Raw genomic sequence first — 19,202 nt, 5'->3', positions numbered from 1 at the left:
TACATGCATGAATTTCCGGTGTGGCAGCTCGGATCGCTACAGATCGACATTTCAACGTTTATTGCGATAACGGTTTCCGCCATCATCACGTTTATTGTGGCGAGACTTGCTGTGAGCAATTTATCGGTGGACAACCCTTCCAAGATGCAAAACTTTTTGGAATGGGTCGTCGAATTTGTTCACAATCTGATTTCCAGCGCAATGCCGCTTAACCGCGTCAAGCCTTTCATTTCCTTGGGTATGACGTTGATTATGTTTATTTTCATCTCCAACCTGCTTGGTTTGCCTTTCGGTATCGTGACGGATGTCCATCACGCTTACCCGGCGCTAGGTATTACAGAGGAGCTGCTGCAATCGAAGGGCGGACATCTGGAGATGGCTTGGTGGAAATCACCTACGGCTGACCTTTCCGTAACAGCTGGCTTGGCGCTAATCGTATTCATCCTCGTCCATTATCTGGGCTTGAAGATGAACACGAAGCATTACGTGAAACACTATTTCCATCCGTTCCCGATTTTTCTGCCGATCAACTTGATCGAGACAATCTCGAAGCCAGTAACTTTGGCACTACGGCTATTCGCTAACATTTATGCGGGCGAAGTGCTGATCTCGACCATCTTGATGCTGGGAGTTATCGGAACTCCGTTCCTCGCTGCTTGGCAAGCATTCAGTATCTTTGTCGGTGCGATTCAGGCCTTCTTGTTCACTATGCTTACGATGGTGTACATTTCACAGGCTGCAATTCACGAGGAAGACCATTAAGTTAAGCTTTATGCCTAGGATTTAATTACCCCCTAGGTTAGCAATACAAAACCAAAACGAGATATTATTGAGGAGGATTTTAAAAATGGAAGTATTGGCAGCAGCATTGGCAGTTGGTTTGGGCGCTATCGGCGCAGGCGTAGGTAACGGTATGATCGTCAGCAAAACAGTTGAAGGTATCGCTCGTCAGCCTGAGCTTCAAGGCAAACTGCAAACAACTATGTTTATCGGTGTAGGTATCGTCGAAGTTGTGCCGATTATCGGCGTAGTTATCGGCTTCCTTGCATTCTTTAAATAATTCAAAACACGCATCTGGCGGGGAAGGCCTAGCCCTCTTCGCCTTCGCTATGATTGAGACAATTTTGTGGTAGGAAAGGAGTGTCTTTAATGGGATGGCATTGGGAATCGACAGTATATGCGATAGTAGCTTTTTTAGTATTGTACTGGTTGCTGAACAAGTACGCATTCGGCCCGCTGCTCAGCGTTATGGAGAAACGGAGACAGCTCGTGCTTGAACAGATGAATACAGCTGAATCCAGCCGTAAGCAAGCTGAACAGCAAATGGTTGAGCAGAAAGCGGCTCTTGAGCAGGCTCGTAAAGAGGCTTACGAAATTATTGAGCAATCGAGAGTTACAAGCAGCAAGCAAGCTGATGAGATTGTGAATACAGCTAAGACAGAGGCGTCTCGTTTGAAAGATGATGCTCTTAAAGACATCGAAAGCGAGAAAAACAAGGCAATTGCAGCCCTTCGTTCTGAAGTTGGCGGCATCTCTGTTCAAATCGCTTCGAAAATCATTGAGAAGCAGGTCGATGAGAAATCGCAGGAGCAGCTTGTTAATCAATACCTGAAAGAAGTAAGCGGCAAATGAGCCGGGACGCAGCGGTAGCGAAGCGCTACGCCAAAGCGTTGTTCGAGCTTGCACAGCAAGGCGGCATTATTTCTGAGGTAGAGCAGCAGCTGCAAGCTATTGCACAAACGCTTGGAGAAGATCTGGAAATTCAAAAGTTTCTAAGCTATCCGAATATTGATGCTTCGAAGAAGCTGGCCGTTCTTAAGGCCGCTTTCGGTGGAAGCATTTCCGAATTGCTGCTGAATACGCTGGAGCTGATTTTTGTGCGCGGGCGTCAGGAGCTAATTGTAGAAATTAACGAAGCGTTTGCAAAAATCGCAGGCGAAGTGCTTAAGCAAGCGCATGCGACTGTATATACAGCTCGTCAGCTGAATGACGCAGAACTGGCAGAGGTTGCAGCACAGTTCGGCGGTTTGACGGGCAAAACGATTATTGCCGAGCAAGTTGTAGAGCCTGCCCTTCTGGGTGGAGTGAAGGTTCGCATTGGCGACCGTCTCTATGATGGCAGCTTGTCCGGCAAGCTTGAACGGTTAGAAAAACAGTTAAAATCTAAAGCACTGTAGATAGGGGTGAGCGAATTGAGTATCAGACCTGATGAAATCAGCACGCTGATTAAACAGCAGATCGAACAATATAAATCCGAAATTCAAGTCGTGGATGTTGGCACCGTTATTAGCATCGGTGACGGTATCGCTCGCGTTCACGGTTTGGAAAATGCGATGCAAGGCGAATTGCTCGAATTCTCCAACGGTGTTGTCGGCATGGCATTGAACCTTGAAGAAAGCAACGTCGGTGTCGTTATTCTCGGTCCTTACAAGGACATTCGTGAGGGCGATCAAGTAAAACGTACAGGCCGTATTATGGAAGTTCCAGTTGGCGAAGAGCTGCTGGGCCGCGTCGTGAACCCGCTTGGACAGCCGCTTGACGGCAAAGGTCCAATCAACACGAAGCATTCCCGTCCGGTTGAATCTCCGGCTCCAGGCGTTATCGACCGTAAATCGGTTCATGAGCCTATGCAAACAGGTATTAAAGCGATCGACGCAATGGTTCCAGTTGGCCGCGGTCAACGTGAGCTTATTATCGGCGACCGTCAAACAGGTAAAACAGCAATCGCGATTGATGCGATTATCAACCAAAAAGGCAATGGCGTAAAATGTATTTATGTCGCTGTCGGCCAAAAGCAATCCACGGTTGCTAACGTTGTAGAAACCCTTCGCCGTCATGGCGCTTTGGAATATACAATCGTTGTAACGGCGGGCGCTTCTGAGCCAGCTCCACTCTTGTTCCTGGCTCCTTATGCAGGCTGCTCGATGGGCGAATACTTCATGTACAAAGGCGAGCATGTACTCGTTATTTATGATGACTTGTCGAAACAAGCGGCAGCATACCGTGAGCTTTCCTTGCTGCTTCGTCGTCCACCGGGTCGGGAAGCTTATCCAGGTGACGTCTTCTATCTTCACTCCCGTTTGCTTGAGCGCGCAGCTAAGCTGAGCGATGCAAGAGGCGGCGGTTCCTTGACTGCCCTGCCTTTCATCGAGACACAAGCTTCTGACGTATCGGCTTACATCCCGACGAACGTTATCTCGATTACTGACGGTCAAATCTTCCTGGAAGCAGACCTGTTCTACTCCGGTCAACGTCCAGCGGTTAACGTTGGTATTTCGGTATCCCGTGTCGGCGGTTCCGCACAAATTAAAGCGATGAAGAAGGTTGCCGGTACGCTCCGTCTTGACCTTGCGGCTTACCGCGAGCTTCAAGCGTTCTCGCAATTCGGTTCCGACCTTGATAAATCAACGCTTGCTCGTCTGAACCGTGGTGCTCGCACAATGGAAATTCTGAAACAAGGCGTTAACCAGCCGATGCCGGTTGAGAAGCAAGTTATCTCGATCTACTCTGCGGTTAAAGGTCATCTGGATGATATTCCGGTTGCCGACATTTTGCGCTTTGAGAAAGAATTCCTGGCGTTCCTCGATTCCAATCACCCGGAAATCGGCAATTCGATCCGCGATACGAAGGATCTGGTTGCTGACAACGAGAAAGCCCTTGTTGATGCGATCAACAAATTTAAGAAAAGCTTTGCCGTAACGGCTTAATTTTGGAGCTTGCGAGGAACGATAGGTTCCTCTAAGTTCTTATATATGCTGCTCGTACCAATCATTAGGCTTCGCAGCCATCCCTTATAGCTTGCGCGGCTCTATATCCGAGCTTGCGTACAGGAAAGCTGCGAGGCAACAAAGGCGGGTGAAACCAAATGGCTAAAGGTATGCGCGAAATTAAACGCGAAATCAAGAGTAAACAAAATACGAAGCAGATTACGAAGGCGATGGAGATGGTCTCTGCTTCCCGGCTGAGAAGAGCGCAGGAAGCTGCACAGGCGTCCCGCCCGTATTCAGAGAAGCTGAAGGAAGTAGTGGCAAGCATCGCTGCTGGCACGAAAGACGTTAAGCACCCGATGCTGGAAACCCGTCCGATCAAAAAGACAGGCTATCTCGTCATTACGTCTGATCGTGGTCTGGCAGGCGGCTATAACGCCAACGTGCTTCGTAAGGTAACGGACACGATTCGCAGTAAGCATAAGTCGAACGATGATTTCGTATTGTTCGTCATCGGCAAGAAGGGCCGGGATTATTTCCGCCGCCGCAATATGCCGATCATAGAAGAGGTAACCGGTCTTCCGGATTCTCCTACGTTTGCTGATATTAAGATCGTAGCTTCAACAGCCGTTCAGAAATTTGCCGATGGCACTTTCGACGAGCTGTACGTTTATTACAATAAATTCGTTAATGCCATTACCCAAATTCCTACAGAAATGCGCCTGCTGCCGCTTGATTCGGTAGACGGAAGCGCAGCTTCTACAGCAGCTTATGAATACGAGCCATCGCCGGAAGGCGTGCTGGAGGCATTGCTGCCTAAATATGCGGAGACGCTTATTTACAGCGCAGTGTTGGACGGCAAGGCAAGTGAGTTCGGTGCTAGGATGACGGCTATGGGCAGTGCGACGAAAAATGCGACGAAGATGATCAGCGATTTGACGCTTACGTACAACCGTGCTCGTCAAGCGGCAATCACGCAGGAAATTTCCGAGATCGTTGCAGGAGCGAATGCTCAATCTTAGGCAATACACTAGCGGGCAGAGGCCTTAAGAGGGGCTGTTCTGCTGCCTAGTAACAAGAAGGAACCAGGAGGGAATACCATGAAAAAAGGACGCGTTGTATCCGTCATGGGTCCGGTCGTCGATCTAGAGTTCGAACGCGGCAACCTGCCGGAAATTTTGAACGCTGTCAAAATCGAGAAGAAGGGCGAAAATGGCGGTGCAGATATTAATCTTACGCTTGAAGTCGCTGTTCACCTCGGTGACAATAAAGTCCGTGCTGTAGCGATGAGCACAACGGACGGTCTTGTACGCGGTACTGAAGCCATTGATACTGGCGCTCCAATCACCATTCCGGTTGGCGCTCCAACACTTGGCCGTGTATTTAACGTACTTGGACAACCAATTGATGAAGCTGGCGATGCTACTTCTTCCATTAATCTTCCTATTCACCGTGAAGCCCCTGCTTTCGACGAATTGTCGACACAATCGGAAATTCTCGAAACAGGAATCAAGGTTATCGACTTGCTTGCACCATACGCAAAGGGCGGTAAAATCGGCCTCTTCGGCGGCGCGGGCGTAGGTAAAACGGTAACGATTCAAGAGCTGATCAACAACATCGCACAGGAGCACGGCGGTATTTCCGTATTCGCGGGTGTTGGTGAGCGTACGCGTGAGGGTAATGACTTGTACCACGAGATGAAAGACTCCGGCGTACTTGGTAAAACAGCAATGGTATTCGGTCAAATGAACGAGCCGCCAGGCGCACGTCAGCGTGTAGCTTTGACAGGCTTGACAATGGCTGAATATTTCCGTGATGAGGAAGGCAAAGACGTACTTCTGTTCGTCGATAACATCTTCCGTTTCACACAAGCAGGCTCCGAGGTTTCGGCCCTTCTAGGCCGTATGCCGTCCGCGGTAGGTTACCAGCCAACGCTGGCAACTGAAATGGGTCAACTGCAAGAGCGTATTACTTCGACGAAAAAAGGCTCGGTTACTTCGATCCAAGCGATCTATGTACCTGCCGATGACTATACGGATCCAGCTCCAGCTACAACGTTTGCTCACTTGGATGCAACGACTAACCTTGAGCGTAAAATTTCCGAGATGGGTATTTTCCCAGCGGTAGATCCACTTGCTTCATCTTCCCGTATCCTTAGCCCGGATATTCTAGGCGAAGAGCACTACAATGTAGCTCAAGGCGTTAAGAAAATTCTTCAGCGCTATAAAGAGCTTCAAGATATTATCGCGATTCTTGGTATGGACGAGCTGTCCGAGGAAGATAAATTGACCGTTGCTCGCGCACGTAAAATTCAACTCTTCTTGTCCCAGCCGTTCCACGTTGCCGAGCCTTTCACAGGCATCAAAGGTAAATATGTACCAGTTAAAGAATCCGTGCGCAGCTTCAAAGAAATTCTCGAGGGCAAACATGACGACCTTCCGGAAGAAGCTTTCCGGTATGTAGGTGTGATTGAAGAGGCCGTGGAGAAAGCCAAAACGCTGTAGTAGCGAAAGGCGGGAGGAATCCACATGAGTACCTTTTTGGTAGAAGTCGTTACTCCTGAGCGTAAAGTGTACGCGGAGAATGCGAATATGATTAGTGTGAAGGGTGTCGAAGGCGAGCTTGGCATTTTGCCAAACCACATTCCACTTGTAACACAGCTTCGTATTGCACCAGTTGTAATCAAGCGCGATGGAAAAGTTGATGTTATTGCTGTAAATGGTGGTTTTATCGAGGTTCGTAAAGATAAAATCGTTATTTTGGCTGAAAGCGCCGAGCTGGCGACCGATATTGATCTTGATCGTGCGAAAGCAGCGAAAGCACGCGCCGAGCAGCTTCTGTCGGCCAAACGCGATGAGATTGATTTCCGCCGTGCGGAGCTTGCTTTGCAGCGTGCAATGAACCGTATTGGCATAGCGAAAAAATAATACCTGATACCCAAACACCGTTAATGGCCTGTAAGAGGCATTAGCGGTGTTTTTTGAAATATAGGAAAGTATATGATTTTGCCCTCCTTTCTCTATTTTCCTTGGAATGAATCGCACTGTGCCGCCAAAGGACGGCTTTCGGCTGTTTCACCTTGTAAATTCACATGCAGGAGAGGAGCCCTCCATTATGATTGATATTCATACACATATTCTTCCCGGTATTGATGATGGTGCGGCCCGCCTGGAAGATTCGGTTGCACTGGCAAGAGCGGCTGCTGCCGAGGGAATCAAAACGATTATTGCAACTCCCCATCACTATAATGGGAGATATATGAATCCAGCTCGAGCTGTAGAAGAGCTTACTCGTACGCTCAATGAGCTGCTGCAGAAGCTGGATATTCCGATTGTTGTGCATACTGGACAAGAAGTGCGGCTGCATCAGGAGCTGCTGGATCACTTTCAGCAAGGAAGCTTGCTGTCTTTGGCCGGTTCATCCTACATGCTGCTGGAGCTGCCGTCGTCTCATATTCCGAAAAATACGGAGCAGACCGTCTATGAGCTTGGTTTGCGTGGCATTCATGCGATAATTGCGCATCCAGAGCGGAACGCAGCCATCATTGCGCATCCAGAGCGGCTTGAAGAGCTTGTGCGTCTAGGAGCATTTGGGCAAGTGACGAGCCATTCCCTGCTTGGCGCTTTCGGCAAGACGGTGGAGCGGGCCTCATGGAGGCTGTGTGAAGCGGGACTTATTCATCTCGTGTCATCTGATGCACATCATGTGGAGCGCAGAGGATTTAGGCTCAAGGAAGCGTATAACCGGATACATGAGGTCATGGGCGGGGAATGGTCGGATTATTTTCAGCAAAATGCTGCTTCACTATTAAGGAATGAGGCTATTGCCGATGCGCCAGATTGGCAGGGCAGTGCTGCGGCAAAACGCTGGAGAGCTTTAAAAGCATTTTTCAAAATATAAGAATTTATAAGTTTTTCATTTATAAATAGGCTTATATTTCTAAGGCAAAGCTTTTCGCACGTCCTAGAAGGACGACGAAGTCGTTTTTGCTCGAGAAGTAAGGGATATTCATTTATATTTATGAATTAAGCCTTTTGAACTAATCATTCAATATAATGAGCAAACCAATCAATTGTACGGAATTCGTACAGATGATTGGTTTTTTTTCGTTCATATCGCTGTTATCTAAACATATTTGGCTGAAAAAGCTAACATTTATCTATGAATAGGATGGAAATGTATGTTAATATACTTTACATATAAGTAGATTAAGGAAGGGTATAGGGGGAGTTCGTATGTTTGATTGGCTAGGTACAAGGGCGGGGTTTCCACTGTGGGTATCATGGAAGCTCAATTCTGGCATTAAGGAAGATGTCGAGCATATTTTCGAGGGCGTTGCAGATACTCGCAAGGAGCTGCTGCTGCAATGGGCAGATGAGTATTGGGGGCATATGGAGCGCTTATCGAATCAATTAACGGATGGCCTATCTGCACTGCAAACCGCTGCGTTCTCAAAAGAACAGCAGAAATGGATAGCTCCTTTGCTCGAACGATCCTATGCGAGGGGGATGGATTTTACGGAGCTGTTCCTCCTAGACAACGACAACCATGTAGCTCACTCCACCTATCCCGCACATATCGGCACACATTATGGAGAGGGCAGTCCCCTTTCTCCAGGTATGCAATATACCCAAATAGGCAGCCCAGCGGACAGACGCTGCTTCTTTGGCCCTTTCGAAGACGTGATTACACTCAAGCTAGGGGCTCGAACGTCCTCTTTTCACGACAAAATGACGATCATGTTCATGCAGCCGCTGCATGTGAACGGAAGCAGAGTCGGAACCTTATGCGGGAGGGTTCCTAATGATGTGCTTGGCGATCTGATTCAGCGTGAGTCAGGGCATGTATATCCGGATTCAGGCGACAATTATTTGTTTATGGCAGAGCCTGGCCTGCAACGTAATATTGTTCCCGGAACGGCGTTGTCCCGCAGCCGCTTTGAGGATCGTACATTTACACATGGCGAAAATTTAAAGGATGGCGTAACGACAGACTGGGGTACCGTATCCATTAAGGAGCACACGGAGCTGGAAATTATTTTTACCGATCCGGCAACGGGCGAGCTGCATCCTGGCGTCGCAGGCACCATTCGCAATGGCAGTAATTTGTTCGCGCAGTTTCCCGGCTACTCGGACTATCGCCACATTGCCGTCATCGGCAAAGGATTGACCTTCCGAATGCCTCATTGCCCTGATCTATGGGGGATGATGTGCGAGGGCGATCTTGAAGAGGTTTACCGACTGCGCAGTATTGGCTGGCGGCAGCGCAAGCTGCAAATGTATGCGGCGATGCTGCAAAGCCTGCTGACGTTTCTGCTTGCTTCTCTGGTCATCGGCTATATGCCGCTATGGGGAGCGGCCGCTGTGCTTGGCGGATTTAATTTGCTGTTCGGCATTTTGTTTGCAATGTCGGTGCAGCGCAAGGAATCACAGCGGGTGACGGGCCATATGGAGCGAATCAACCGTTTTATTCGCATTAATGCCGAGGGGAAGGGTGATTTAACTCAGCGGCTGTCGACGAAGGAGTTTGATTGCGACGAGACGCAGGAGCTGGCAAAATGGATCAACAATATGATTGATTCCCTCGAGGGCATTATGCTGCAGGTGAAGCTCACTGCTGCGGAGGTGCTGAGCAGCCAGACCGTTATGAATGAATCGTCTGTCCATACCGCTTTGTCAACGGAGCGTGTAGGAAATAAGGTAGGCGATATGATCGGCAGCCTGCGCCACCAATTGAAGGATATTGACAAGGCGAAGCAGGCGGCTGGCGAAATGCGCGATACGCTGTCCATGCTGGAGAGCCAGGCGGCAGAGCAAATCGCAGTCGCGCAAACGGAGGTTGGCCGTATCGGCGAGAAGATGCAGCATATTTCCTCCAAGGTAGAAGATACGAACGGTACAATTCGCAAGTTTATGAAGACGGTGGAAGATATTCGCGATGTGCTGCAGGTTATTGAGGAAATATCGGCACAAACCAATTTGCTGGCATTAAATGCTTCTATTGAGGCGGCGCGTGTCGGTGAGCAGGGTCGCGGCTTCGCGGTCGTCGCTTCCGAAATCCGCAAGCTAGCGGAGCTGACCAAGAAATCGACAGAGGAAGTACATGGGATTACGCGTCAAATCTATTCGGAAGCTGAACATGCCTATCATTCTATGGACGAAGGTACGAAGGTTGTAGAAGAGGGAACGGAACTGGTAGCCGCCGCAGCCCGCACCCTGCAATCAGCGCAAGCGGATGATCAACGCAAAACCCAGGTGGTAGAGGAGGTTGTCAGGCTGATGGAACAAATTGCGGAGGTCAGTCTGCAAAATCGCTCGGTTTCCTCTGATGTGGAAGGACAAGTGCAGGAGCTGATTGTGGAGATGGACAACGTTCGCCATACTTCAACGAATGTTGAGTCTATTACAGTGCTGCTCCAGCAGCTCGTAGGCCAATTTAAATTAACGGAATCCAGAATCCGATAATGCTTCCAAGCATAAAGGTAATAGAATAGACGGTAGTGAGAGCATTTGTTATAATTTTAGCTATTAGTAGGATTGGAAAAAAAGCAAAATGCAACCCTTTTTCATCGGATAGTTAAAGGTGACGGCAAAGGGAAGATAGCACCATGCTAAGCTGGCATGCATGGGAGCAGCAAATCCCTTATTGCAAGGACCGAAGCTAATGATTAGCTCGGTCCTTTCATGTTAAACTTAGAGAGGGAGAGTGCGGTTCATTGTTTAATGGATGGTTTGCGGCAGAAACAACCGTGTTCTTCCTTTATTCGGCCCTTGTTGTCGTGGGCTCTTTCATTATGATTCACGCCAGAATGCTGCCCAGGCTGGCTCTAGGTGCAGTCTTCACTATTATTGGAAATTCAGGATTGCTCGTCCGATTGGACGCTGGTCTGATCGCGCTTTTTCAAGCCTTCCTTTATGTGGGGATAACGGGAATTTTGCTAGGCTCAGAGATTAGGAGACATTCGGAAATAGGCAGGCATAACCGGGCGATTGCAATCGCTTCCCGCGAAATGGTCGCTATTGCCGGTATTCCGCCTTTACTCGCTATTTTATTCTATGTCATTGTAAAGGCTCCTTATTCTGGGGCTGAAATGCCGCTGCTTCCCGCTCATTTGATGATAGCGGCGATGCTGATGGCTATTGGTATGTATGGGGTAATTGTCAAAAGAAATTCTTTAGTGGCCTTGCTGTGTGTAAGTATCATTTTATGTGGTGTCCAGCTGAATATTGCTGCTTTAAGCTTATTTAAGCAGGGAATAGCGGAGGGGCTTCGAATGCTTCCTTTGGTGGTTTTTTGCGCTCAAGCTTCAATTGGAGTGGCCGTATTAAATGCCTTATATAAACGCGACTCCATCTCTAAGGAGCTGCGAGGAAATTAGTACCCACTATTGTTAGCAAATTAGCGGTACTTTTTTCATCATTTTTAATTGTGAACCATAGTTGGACAGGAGGTGATCATAGCAGATGCAAATGTATGCAGAGGTTGCTTTTCTTATTCCACTGCTCCCGCTTGCTGCTTTTTTGATCCTGATGGCACTTGGCCGAGGGTCTCATCCTGCGGGCGTCTTTGTGGGAACGGGAGGCGCAGCTGCTTCGCTGCTGTTGTCGCTTCTGGTATGTATCGAGCGGCTGCGCGAGGGGGCGGTCGATTATAATGATAGCTTTAACTGGATTTCTATAGATCGCTTTACATTGCGACTTGGATTTGAAGTTACCAATTTGAGCGCGCTGCTGCTGGCAGGTGTCAGCTTGCTGAGCGTGCTTGTTCATGTTTATGCCGCTGGTTACATGAAAAAGGATGAACGCTTGACGGTGTTTTACGGCTATTTATCCTTATGCAGCTTCTCGCTGCTAGCGCTTACTCTTGCAGATAATTTACTCGCCTTTTATTTGTTTTGGGAGCTGGCCTCCGTCAGCTTTTTTCTGTTGGTTGGTTTCTGGTACGCGAAGAGCGCAGCGCGAGCCGCTGCCAATAGAGCTTTTATAATGCTGCGCATAGCTAGTGCGGGACTGCTGCTTGCGCTGCTTCTGCTGTTCTGGTTCATGCCGGAGCATGCGCTCGATTTCGCTGCTATACATAATGTATTTGAAGGCCAATCCGGTGCGATTGCAAAAAATATAACGCTGCTGATCGCAAGCTTGCTGCTGCTTGGAGCGGCTGGAATGGCTGCGCAGCTTCCGCTTTATGCTTGGTTAATTAGTGCCAAGCAAGCCCCTGCTCCAGCGAGCGCAATGCTGCAAGGTGCCGGTATGATAGCCGGGGCTCTGCTTCTGTACAAAACGATAGAAATATTCCAATTAGCTCCAAATGTAACGAAGGCAGCGCTCTATATTGGCGTTGTGACAGCGGTCTATGCTGCTGTAAGGGCGCTCATGGAGCGGGATATAAATAAAATAATGATTTATTCGACGATTAGCCAGTTAGGAGTTGTTCAGCTTTCGCTAGCTTTTGGGGCAGCTGTGAGCAGTATGCTTTATATGCTGGTCCATGCGATTGTCAAAACGCTGCTCGTACTGGCAGCAGGCTATTTATTGCAGACAGTAGGAACAACAGATATCCGGAATATGGGCGGTTTGCGTAAGCATATGCCTCTTGCAGCGTGGACATTTTTAATTGGCGGCTTGGCCTTGTGCGGGTTTCCCCCTTTTACGGGCTTTTGGCTGCACCAGTCTATTTGGGTGGAGGCATCGGAGCGTAATAGCGTATGGGTGGCCGCGATCATGCTTGTACTGCTTTTGACAGCAGCTTATATGGCTCGTATGTATTTTCTTATATTTGAAGGCAGGCCGCGTTCAACTGCTGCTGCAACACTTGTTCAAGGGCAAAAGCGTTCACGCCTTATGAGCTATGCGATTGCTGCACTGGCCTCAATCATTGCCCTTTCGAGCTTCCTTCAATTGGTCTGGGGCAGCTTGCCTGAACGATGGCTTGATGGAGAAGCGGCCAGCAGGACGGGCAGTATGTCCATAGTATGGCTGCTTGCTGCTGTGGTGATCCTTCTAGGCGGAGCTTGGCTTGGATGGCTGAAAAACAAGCGAGAGACGAGCGAGCTGCTGTCTGAAGATACGAAGCTCCGGGATGCTTCTGCCGGATGGACGGCAGGCAAAGCGAGTGCGCTCCAGCGGATGCTCCAGTCTGCTGGAGCGGTATTAGCGGCGATTGAGCAAGCTATGGGTGCACTGCCCAAGCTGGCGGCTCAGCTATTGTATGCGATGGGGAGGCTGGCTGTGAGCTGGAGCGCTCGCAGTACGATTCGAGGGATGGGACTGGCGATTATACTCGGCCTAGTCATCACCATCATCATCATGGCAGCAAAGGGGGATTGGTAAAATGACATTTTTGACAGAGCTGCCGCTTTTGTCTTTGATGTGGCTGACCCCAGCTGTCGGGATGCTGCTTATACTGCTCATCCCAGCAGGGCAAGGACGAGCGTTGCAGCTGCTTGCTGTGCTGGCGGCGCTGCTTCCGCTGCTGTTTGCCGCTTTTTTATATGCGACGTTTAATCAGCAGCAGGGAGGCGGCGCTTATGCGGAGCAGCATCCGTGGATAGAAATTCCGCTTCCATTTGCTGCATCAGCAGGACAAGCACATAGCGAAGCAAAATTATCCTTCTCCTACGCGCTCGCGGTAGATGGGCTCTCATTGCCTTTGCTGCTCGTCGCCTCCCTAGTGACAGGGCTTGCTGTTGTGACAGCTGTTCAGCTTAGAAAGCGGCGCAAAGCTTTTTATTTTTGGCTGCTAGGGCTGGAGGCTTCACTGATAGGCATGTTTATGGCCAGAGATGTTTTGCTGTTTATTGTATTTTTACAGGCTGCGGTCGTCGCTCTTTATTTTCTGGTTGGCATTTGGGGTCATCCAGATAGCGAGCGTACGGCGAATCGGTTATTGGCAGGAGCTGGACTCAGTTCCATGCTGCTGCTTGTCGTATTCCTTATTTTGACCTGTACGGCGGGTCTTCGTGTAGAAAAGGCTGGCGAGCAGCTCCAAACGGTATATAGCGGGGGATACGGGGGAATTGCCTATGGACTGCTTGCGGGAGAAACGGCAGCAAGCCAAGCCGTACAGGGCCGGGTATCCGCCGAGCCATTGTCAGAAGGCGTGAGGATGGCGCTGTTTATGTTGCAGCTTGTCGGTTTCGGGCTGTTTATGCCGCTTCTGCCTGTTCATAGTTGGCTTTTGAGAGCGCAGGCTAATGCACCACTGTCTGTAGCTATGATTATTTCAGGTCTTCTACCGGCGGCGGGAGCTTATGGACTGTTGCGCTATGGGGTGTTTCTGTTTCCAGAGCAAGCGGAGAAAATGGCGCCGGCTATAGCTGTTATCGGTATTATTCAGCTATTGTATGGGGCTTTGCTGGCGCTGCGTCAGACGGATATGAGGCAATTGCTTGCTTACGCGTCACTTAGCCAAATGGGATTTGTTTGGCTGGGTATCGCCGCCTTTAATGAGATTGGGCTGCAAGGGGCAATTTTTCAGCTCATGGCGATCAGCTTATGCTTTGCCCTGCTATGGCTCGTTGTCGGCAGCTTGCAGGAGAGAGCTAAAACAACGGCGATAGGTGAGCTTGGCGGCTTGGCCCGTTCGCTTCCGTTTATTTGCGGCATGCTTATGGCCGCCGTGCTGTCGTTTGTCGGCATTCCGGGCCTAGCTGGCTTTCCCGGAATTTTGCTGTCGCTGCTTGGCTTGTTCGATACGCTGCCATGGCTTGCGGCTGCTGCAATACCGGGAATCATACTCACTGCGGTTTACATGCTGAGAGGCCTGCTTAGCGTAAGCTTCGGGCCGATTGATGATCGGCATAGCGCCTTCAAGGATGCCCGCTTCATTGAGGCGATGCCGATGATTATATTGCTTGCTTTTATCGTCCTGCTGGGCTGCTTCCCGTCATTTTTGACCGACACGGTTCAGCAAAGCATTACGGGACTTTATAGTCAGCTGCTGTCAGGCAGGATGGAGGGATAAGCTTATGACAAATAATGAAGCGCTAGGATCGCAGCTTTGGTTGGCTGCGGTACAGCTTATTCCGGAGCTGCTCCTCCTTTTGCTGCTGATTATACTGGCCGCGGGTGACCGGCTTCGCTTCATGTACCGCAAGGGAGCGCCGTCAGTCTCGCTGATGCTGCCATGGCTGGCCGTTGTATTTGCGTCCGTTTTATGGCGCATGCTAGCAAATGGCACAGAGGCGGCATCGGCTAATGCAGAAGGCAGACCGCCCGGCGAAGTCGCGGGAATCCAGTATCTTGCCTTGAATGCGGAAAGCATCATGTTCTTGCTGGCTATTGCTGGTGCATTCATAGCGGTGCTGCTAAGCCTTGGAGAAGAGCGGGAGCAGCGTATCAACCATTATTTCTTTATTCCTGCTGCTCTGCTTGGCATACGTCTGATGCTGACGCCTTCCAATCTGATTACCCTGTATATTGGACTTGAGCTATTCAGCTTGGCGGCGCTCAGCCTGATATTTGCTACGCTAGATAAGCGTTATAAGCACCTTTCGCGGCCCTGGCGCCCGGCATTGCGCTTCTCGGCTCGTTCTGGAGCCGCCACTGCCCTGCTGCTGTTCGGCATGTCTTATATTTATGGCTTGACTGGAGAGCTGGACTTTTCTTCTATTCGAGCGGGTGTTTCTGATTTAAAGCCTTATACTTCGCTTGTTTACATGGCGATTTTGCTAATGGCATGTGGTCTTGGCATAAAAGTGGCAGCTCTGCCATTCGGTATTTGGGTATCAAACGATGAAGATACTAACACAGGTTTCTCTTATACAGCTGGTGCAATATTTCTAACTATAGCTGGCCAAGGTGCAACTGCCGCTGTATTATTTCATTTGCTTGAAGAAATGGGCATTGTTCAACTATTAGGTTTAAATAGCGCCTACATCGGCTTGCAGGCCATTGCAGCCAGTCAAATAGCCTGGGGCACGGTCGCCCTGCTGAGGCAAAAGCAGGCTGCTCACATATTGGGCTGGGCAAGCGTCATCAATAGCGGATATTTGCTTGTTCCGATTGCACTTAGTCTTGCACCTGCTCATAGCGGCTCATTGGCACCGCTCGTCTATCATTTCTCCGTGTATATGCTGGCGATGTTTGGGGCTACGGCTGTTTTGTCAATCGTTCAGAAAGCAGTGGGACATGGCAAGCTTAGCGGTATGGCTGGCTTGTATCATCGGTCGCCTGGGCTTGCGGCGGCTATGGCTGTTTTCGTTCTGTCGCTTGCAGGGCTGCCCGTTTCAGGGGGCTTTTTTGCTAAAGTGTATATTTGGCTGGGCAGCATTGCAGCAGAGGCTTATTGGCTGCTGGGTGTCATGGCGGTATGCAGTCTGGCAGCCGCCTACGCTTATTTTGGCTTCATCCGGCAAATGTTTATGAGAACAGGCAGCGACGAGCGAGCGCTGCCGCTGCCGATTGCCGTCTCTGCGGGCATTGCGATTTGCGCCGTTACTCTTGTCGTGCTGGGCTTGTTCCCAGGCTTGCTGATGAAGTAGTCGGTGCTGCTGATTGGAAGGCCACCAACTGGGTAAGAAGACAGTATGGTCCCGACAAAGGGGGTCTTTAGTCACTATCTTAAGCGAGAACAAGGACATGTCTACTCGAAGCGCGAAAATTAATGGTAGAGTTAAATGAGAGAGCTAACGGAAACAACGGCGTAAAAATGAGAGAGTCAGCGGAAACAATTGCAATAGCAATGAGAGAGTCAGTTGAAAAAACGGCAATAGCAATGAGAGCACGAAAAGCATGAGAAAATGACGAATGCAAGTGCGAGAAAAGTACGAATGCAAAGTGCGAGAAAAATACGAATGCAAAGTGCGAGAAAAATATGAATGCAAGTGCGAGAAAAATATGAATGCAAGTGCGAGAAAAGTATGAATGTAAGTGCGAGAGAAGTACGAATGTAAGTGCGAGAGAAGTACGAATGCAAAGTGCGAGAAAAATACGAATGCAAAGGCAGAATAATAACATGTTGCTTAATCATGGTAGGTTCCGCAGTTTGCGCCGCCAGCTTGCCTCGCTGCTGGCGGTTATGTTGCTCTGCGGCGTTGTACCCGCCGCAGTGCCCATGGCGGCGGAACGCATTGACGCCGCCTGGGGTGCACAAGAGGAGCCGCCGCAAAGCTGGCTCCTCAAATGGCAGGGCCCCGCGCAAGCAGCCGCGCTGCGCGGGACGCACGTGATCCGCCGCCAGGCTGAGGCGGCGGTGGACGTCGTACGTCCGGCCGAAGCATCGGCGGACGTCGAAGCATGGCTGCGCCGGCTGCGAAGCACGCCGGGCGTCGAATACGTGCACCCGAATGGCCGGGTGCACGCCTTAGACCTGCCCGCCGCACAGCAGGCGGGCGACAGCCCTCCAGCCGAAGCTGCCGCAAGCGGGGCTTCGGCGCTCTCAGCCGCCGCCGCGCTAAATGCGGCGGCCAGCGACCCCGAGCTTGCGAAGCAAGGCTATCTCAAGCAGATTGGCGCGCTAGCCGCTTGGAAAACCGTGAGCGAGCAAACCGCACTGACAATCGCGATTGTCGATACGGGCATTGATCTCGACCATCCCGATCTCAAGAAAAATCTTGTCCCCGGCATAAACTTGATTGATACGGACATGCCGCCTGAGGACAATAACGGCCACGGGACAAGCGTGGCCGGAGTAATCGCTGCATCCGGCAACAATGGTATCGGCATCTCTGGTATTTTGTGGAAAGCAAAGCTGATGCCAATCAAGGCGCTTGATCATCATGGTGATGGCACGGAGCAGGATTTGGGCGAAGCGATTTTATATGCCGTTCGCAAACAGGCTAAGATCGTCGTGCTCTCCGTCGGATTATATCGTTATTCTCCTTATATGCAGGACATTGTAAATTATGCCGAAAGCAAAGGAGTGCTGCTAGTAGCGGCCGCTGGCAATGACGGTCAGTCGCTCGAAAGCAAGGCTGTTGTAAAATACCCTGCCGCTTATTCGACGGTGCTTGCCGTTGGCGGCGTGAAGGCTGACAATTCGCCAGATTTACGTTCGAATCCCGGTACGGAGCTGGATTTGTCAGCAGCCTGGAACGTTTATACGACGGCGGTAGGCGGGAGCTATAAGAAGGAGGAGGGCACGTCGATGGCTGCTCCTCAGGTGGCAGCGGCAGCGGCACTCCTATGGGCCCGTTATCCGAAGCTCAAAACGTATCAAGTCAGGGAGCTGCTGCGCCAAACGACGCGCAGCATTGGTCAGTCCGGCTTCGACAATCGAACAGGCTATGGGCTGCTGCAAATTGATAAAGCATTGAGCACGCCAGTTAATGCGGACGGCTATGAGCCGAATGACACGAGGGGCTCGGCGGCTTTTCTACCCTTGAACAAGCAAATAGCTGCTTTTCTGAATACAGGCAAGGATATAGACTGGTATACGGTGGAGGCTCCGTATGACGGCAAGCTCACGATGAAGTACCAATCGCTTACACAACCCGGAGCGGCAATTCCGCCAGTTCGGCTCCTGCATTATGTGAATGGTGTCCAAAAAAATACGTATACGACGAAGCTTGCCAGCGGCAATGCCGAGTTCATCGTAAAGAAAGGGCCGCAAAAAATAGGCGTCCAGTTCATGAACAGCGATAACGGAGCTCGCCAGCCTTATTTGCTGGACTCTTCTTTTATTATGGAGCCTGATGCTTATGAATCGAATGATCAGACGTATGAGGCATTCGCTTTGTCGCCGCGCAGCCAGACGGTAGTGGGCAACTTCCATCAGAAGGCGGATCGCGATTGGTATTCGGTTACCTTCAAGCAAAGCGGCACACTGCGCCTTACTCTGGAAGGGAATACAGCGCGAATAGATGCAGGTCTTGCGATTCAGCGAGCGGGACAATCGCTTCGGACCTATGATGAGGAGTCGGAAGGCCAAGCTGAAGTTTCACCAATCTTGACAGTAACACCCGGGAAATATTATATTCGTGTGCATAATGCGATTTCGTCTGAGGCGAGCCCCGTTATTGGACAATACACGCTTAAAATGAATTATGTGCCGAAATACGATGATCCTAACGAGCCGAACAATCAGTATTACGAAGGCTTGAGCATACGCAGCGGTACAGAGTATGTAGGTGTCATTGATAGCAGCACCGATGTCGATTGGTTCCAACTGCGCCTCACCAAAGCGAGCCAACTTGACTTGCAGGTGTTTAATGTTCCGTCAGGAAAGGTAATGCAAGTCATAGCATACGATAAAAAGCAGCAGCAGCTGTTCGCGCAGAAAACAGGCAGCACAGGCAAGCTGGAAGTGAAAAACAAGCAGCTTCCTGCGGGCGTTTATTATTTTAAATTGACAGCCAATGAGCCCTTCGACAAGCAATATTACCGCTTCAAGGTCACGGTCAAAAATGCAGCTTCGGGAGCTGCTGCGATGACTGAGCAGAAGCTTCCGGTAACCGGAGCGGGAGCCGATGAAGCACGCCGTATGTTTGGACTGGAGGAGCCTGCCTTGGAAAGCAGAGGGCAGCTATTTGCTAAAGAGCGGCTGCTCGTGCATTAG

General features: G+C 50.1%; 15 protein-coding genes. All 15 read left to right on the top strand.

The features are described 5' to 3' along the window. Positions 1–3: 3 nt before the first annotated feature. The 15 genes from atpB (at position 4) to V5J77_RS24610 (ending at position 19,202) form a co-directional block, all read left to right on the top strand. Positions 4–762, top strand: a complete 759-nt coding sequence (gene atpB, locus V5J77_RS24680) for a F0F1 ATP synthase subunit A (RefSeq protein WP_338553437.1) — start codon at positions 4–6, stop codon at positions 760–762. An 85-nt stretch (positions 763–847) separates the two neighbouring features. Beyond that, positions 848–1,060, top strand: coding sequence for a F0F1 ATP synthase subunit C (gene atpE, locus V5J77_RS24675; protein ID WP_338553436.1), 213 nt, complete (start codon positions 848–850; stop codon positions 1,058–1,060). 89 nt (positions 1,061–1,149) lie between these two features. Next, positions 1,150–1,632 carry a F0F1 ATP synthase subunit B gene (atpF, locus tag V5J77_RS24670; RefSeq protein ID WP_056036774.1) on the top strand — a complete coding sequence of 161 codons (483 nt, stop codon included), beginning with the start codon at positions 1,150–1,152 and terminating at the stop codon, positions 1,630–1,632. Next, positions 1,629–2,177 (top strand): F0F1 ATP synthase subunit delta, encoded by a 549-nt coding sequence (locus V5J77_RS24665; protein ID WP_338553435.1) that lies wholly within the window; start codon positions 1,629–1,631, stop codon positions 2,175–2,177. The genes atpF and V5J77_RS24665 overlap by 4 nt, the downstream gene beginning before the upstream one ends. Before the next feature lie 15 nt (positions 2,178–2,192). Next, positions 2,193–3,707: a F0F1 ATP synthase subunit alpha gene (gene atpA / locus V5J77_RS24660; protein ID WP_338553434.1), complete on the top strand. Its 1,515-nt coding sequence runs from the start codon at positions 2,193–2,195 to the stop codon at positions 3,705–3,707. A 158-nt stretch (positions 3,708–3,865) separates the two neighbouring features. Further along, complete coding sequence (atpG, locus tag V5J77_RS24655; RefSeq protein WP_338553433.1) at positions 3,866–4,729, top strand: ATP synthase F1 subunit gamma; 864 nt, start codon at positions 3,866–3,868, stop codon at positions 4,727–4,729. 78 nt (positions 4,730–4,807) lie between these two features. Next, positions 4,808–6,211 (top strand): F0F1 ATP synthase subunit beta, encoded by a 1,404-nt coding sequence (atpD, locus tag V5J77_RS24650; RefSeq protein ID WP_338553432.1) that lies wholly within the window; start codon positions 4,808–4,810, stop codon positions 6,209–6,211. A 24-nt stretch (positions 6,212–6,235) separates the two neighbouring features. After that, entirely contained in the window at positions 6,236–6,634 is a 399-nt protein-coding gene (locus V5J77_RS24645; RefSeq protein ID WP_338553431.1) for a F0F1 ATP synthase subunit epsilon, read from the top strand. Between the two features lie 187 nt (positions 6,635–6,821). Then, positions 6,822–7,607 (top strand): CpsB/CapC family capsule biosynthesis tyrosine phosphatase, encoded by a 786-nt coding sequence (locus V5J77_RS24640; protein WP_338553430.1) that lies wholly within the window; start codon positions 6,822–6,824, stop codon positions 7,605–7,607. 335 nt (positions 7,608–7,942) lie between these two features. Further along, the gene (locus tag V5J77_RS24635) at positions 7,943–10,171 is read left to right on the top strand and encodes a methyl-accepting chemotaxis protein (RefSeq protein ID WP_338553429.1); all 2,229 of its coding nucleotides are present in this window, start codon (positions 7,943–7,945) and stop codon (positions 10,169–10,171) included. Positions 10,172–10,422: 251 nt separating this feature from the next. Further along, positions 10,423–11,085 carry an NADH-quinone oxidoreductase subunit K gene (locus tag V5J77_RS24630; protein WP_338553428.1) on the top strand — a complete coding sequence of 221 codons (663 nt, stop codon included), beginning with the start codon at positions 10,423–10,425 and terminating at the stop codon, positions 11,083–11,085. Between the two features lie 85 nt (positions 11,086–11,170). Next, a complete protein-coding gene (locus V5J77_RS24625) occupies positions 11,171–13,036 on the top strand; it encodes a proton-conducting transporter membrane subunit (RefSeq protein ID WP_338553427.1) in 1,866 nt (621 codons plus the stop codon). 1 nt (position 13,037) lies between these two features. Next, positions 13,038–14,669 (top strand): NADH-quinone oxidoreductase subunit M, encoded by a 1,632-nt coding sequence (locus tag V5J77_RS24620; protein WP_338553426.1) that lies wholly within the window; start codon positions 13,038–13,040, stop codon positions 14,667–14,669. A 4-nt stretch (positions 14,670–14,673) separates the two neighbouring features. Then, a complete protein-coding gene (locus V5J77_RS24615) occupies positions 14,674–16,188 on the top strand; it encodes a proton-conducting transporter membrane subunit (RefSeq protein WP_338553425.1) in 1,515 nt (504 codons plus the stop codon). Positions 16,189–16,661: 473 nt separating this feature from the next. Then, positions 16,662–19,202: a S8 family serine peptidase gene (locus V5J77_RS24610; protein ID WP_338553424.1), complete on the top strand. Its 2,541-nt coding sequence runs from the start codon at positions 16,662–16,664 to the stop codon at positions 19,200–19,202.

Source organism: Paenibacillus sp. KS-LC4 (assembly GCF_036894955.1).
Lineage (GTDB): Bacteria > Bacillota > Bacilli > Paenibacillales > Paenibacillaceae > Pristimantibacillus.
This window is presented reverse-complemented; position numbering and strand designations above follow the sequence as displayed.

Excerpts from the sequence above, each read along its gene's own strand:
- atpB (WP_338553437.1), top strand. The coding sequence starts at position 4 with ATGCATGAATTTCCGGTGTGGCAGCTCGGATCGCTACAGATCGACATT.
- atpE (WP_338553436.1), top strand. The coding sequence starts at position 848 with ATGGAAGTATTGGCAGCAGCATTGGCAGTTGGTTTGGGCGCTATCGGC.
- atpF (WP_056036774.1), top strand. The coding sequence starts at position 1,150 with ATGGGATGGCATTGGGAATCGACAGTATATGCGATAGTAGCTTTTTTA.
- V5J77_RS24665 (WP_338553435.1), top strand. The coding sequence starts at position 1,629 with ATGAGCCGGGACGCAGCGGTAGCGAAGCGCTACGCCAAAGCGTTGTTC.
- atpG (WP_338553433.1), top strand. The coding sequence starts at position 3,866 with ATGGCTAAAGGTATGCGCGAAATTAAACGCGAAATCAAGAGTAAACAA.
- atpD (WP_338553432.1), top strand. The coding sequence starts at position 4,808 with ATGAAAAAAGGACGCGTTGTATCCGTCATGGGTCCGGTCGTCGATCTA.
- V5J77_RS24645 (WP_338553431.1), top strand. The coding sequence starts at position 6,236 with ATGAGTACCTTTTTGGTAGAAGTCGTTACTCCTGAGCGTAAAGTGTAC.
- V5J77_RS24640 (WP_338553430.1), top strand. The coding sequence starts at position 6,822 with ATGATTGATATTCATACACATATTCTTCCCGGTATTGATGATGGTGCG.
- V5J77_RS24635 (WP_338553429.1), top strand. The coding sequence starts at position 7,943 with ATGTTTGATTGGCTAGGTACAAGGGCGGGGTTTCCACTGTGGGTATCA.
- V5J77_RS24625 (WP_338553427.1), top strand. The coding sequence starts at position 11,171 with ATGCAAATGTATGCAGAGGTTGCTTTTCTTATTCCACTGCTCCCGCTT.
- V5J77_RS24620 (WP_338553426.1), top strand. The coding sequence starts at position 13,038 with ATGACATTTTTGACAGAGCTGCCGCTTTTGTCTTTGATGTGGCTGACC.
- V5J77_RS24615 (WP_338553425.1), top strand. The coding sequence starts at position 14,674 with ATGACAAATAATGAAGCGCTAGGATCGCAGCTTTGGTTGGCTGCGGTA.
- V5J77_RS24610 (WP_338553424.1), top strand. The coding sequence starts at position 16,662 with ATGTTGCTTAATCATGGTAGGTTCCGCAGTTTGCGCCGCCAGCTTGCC.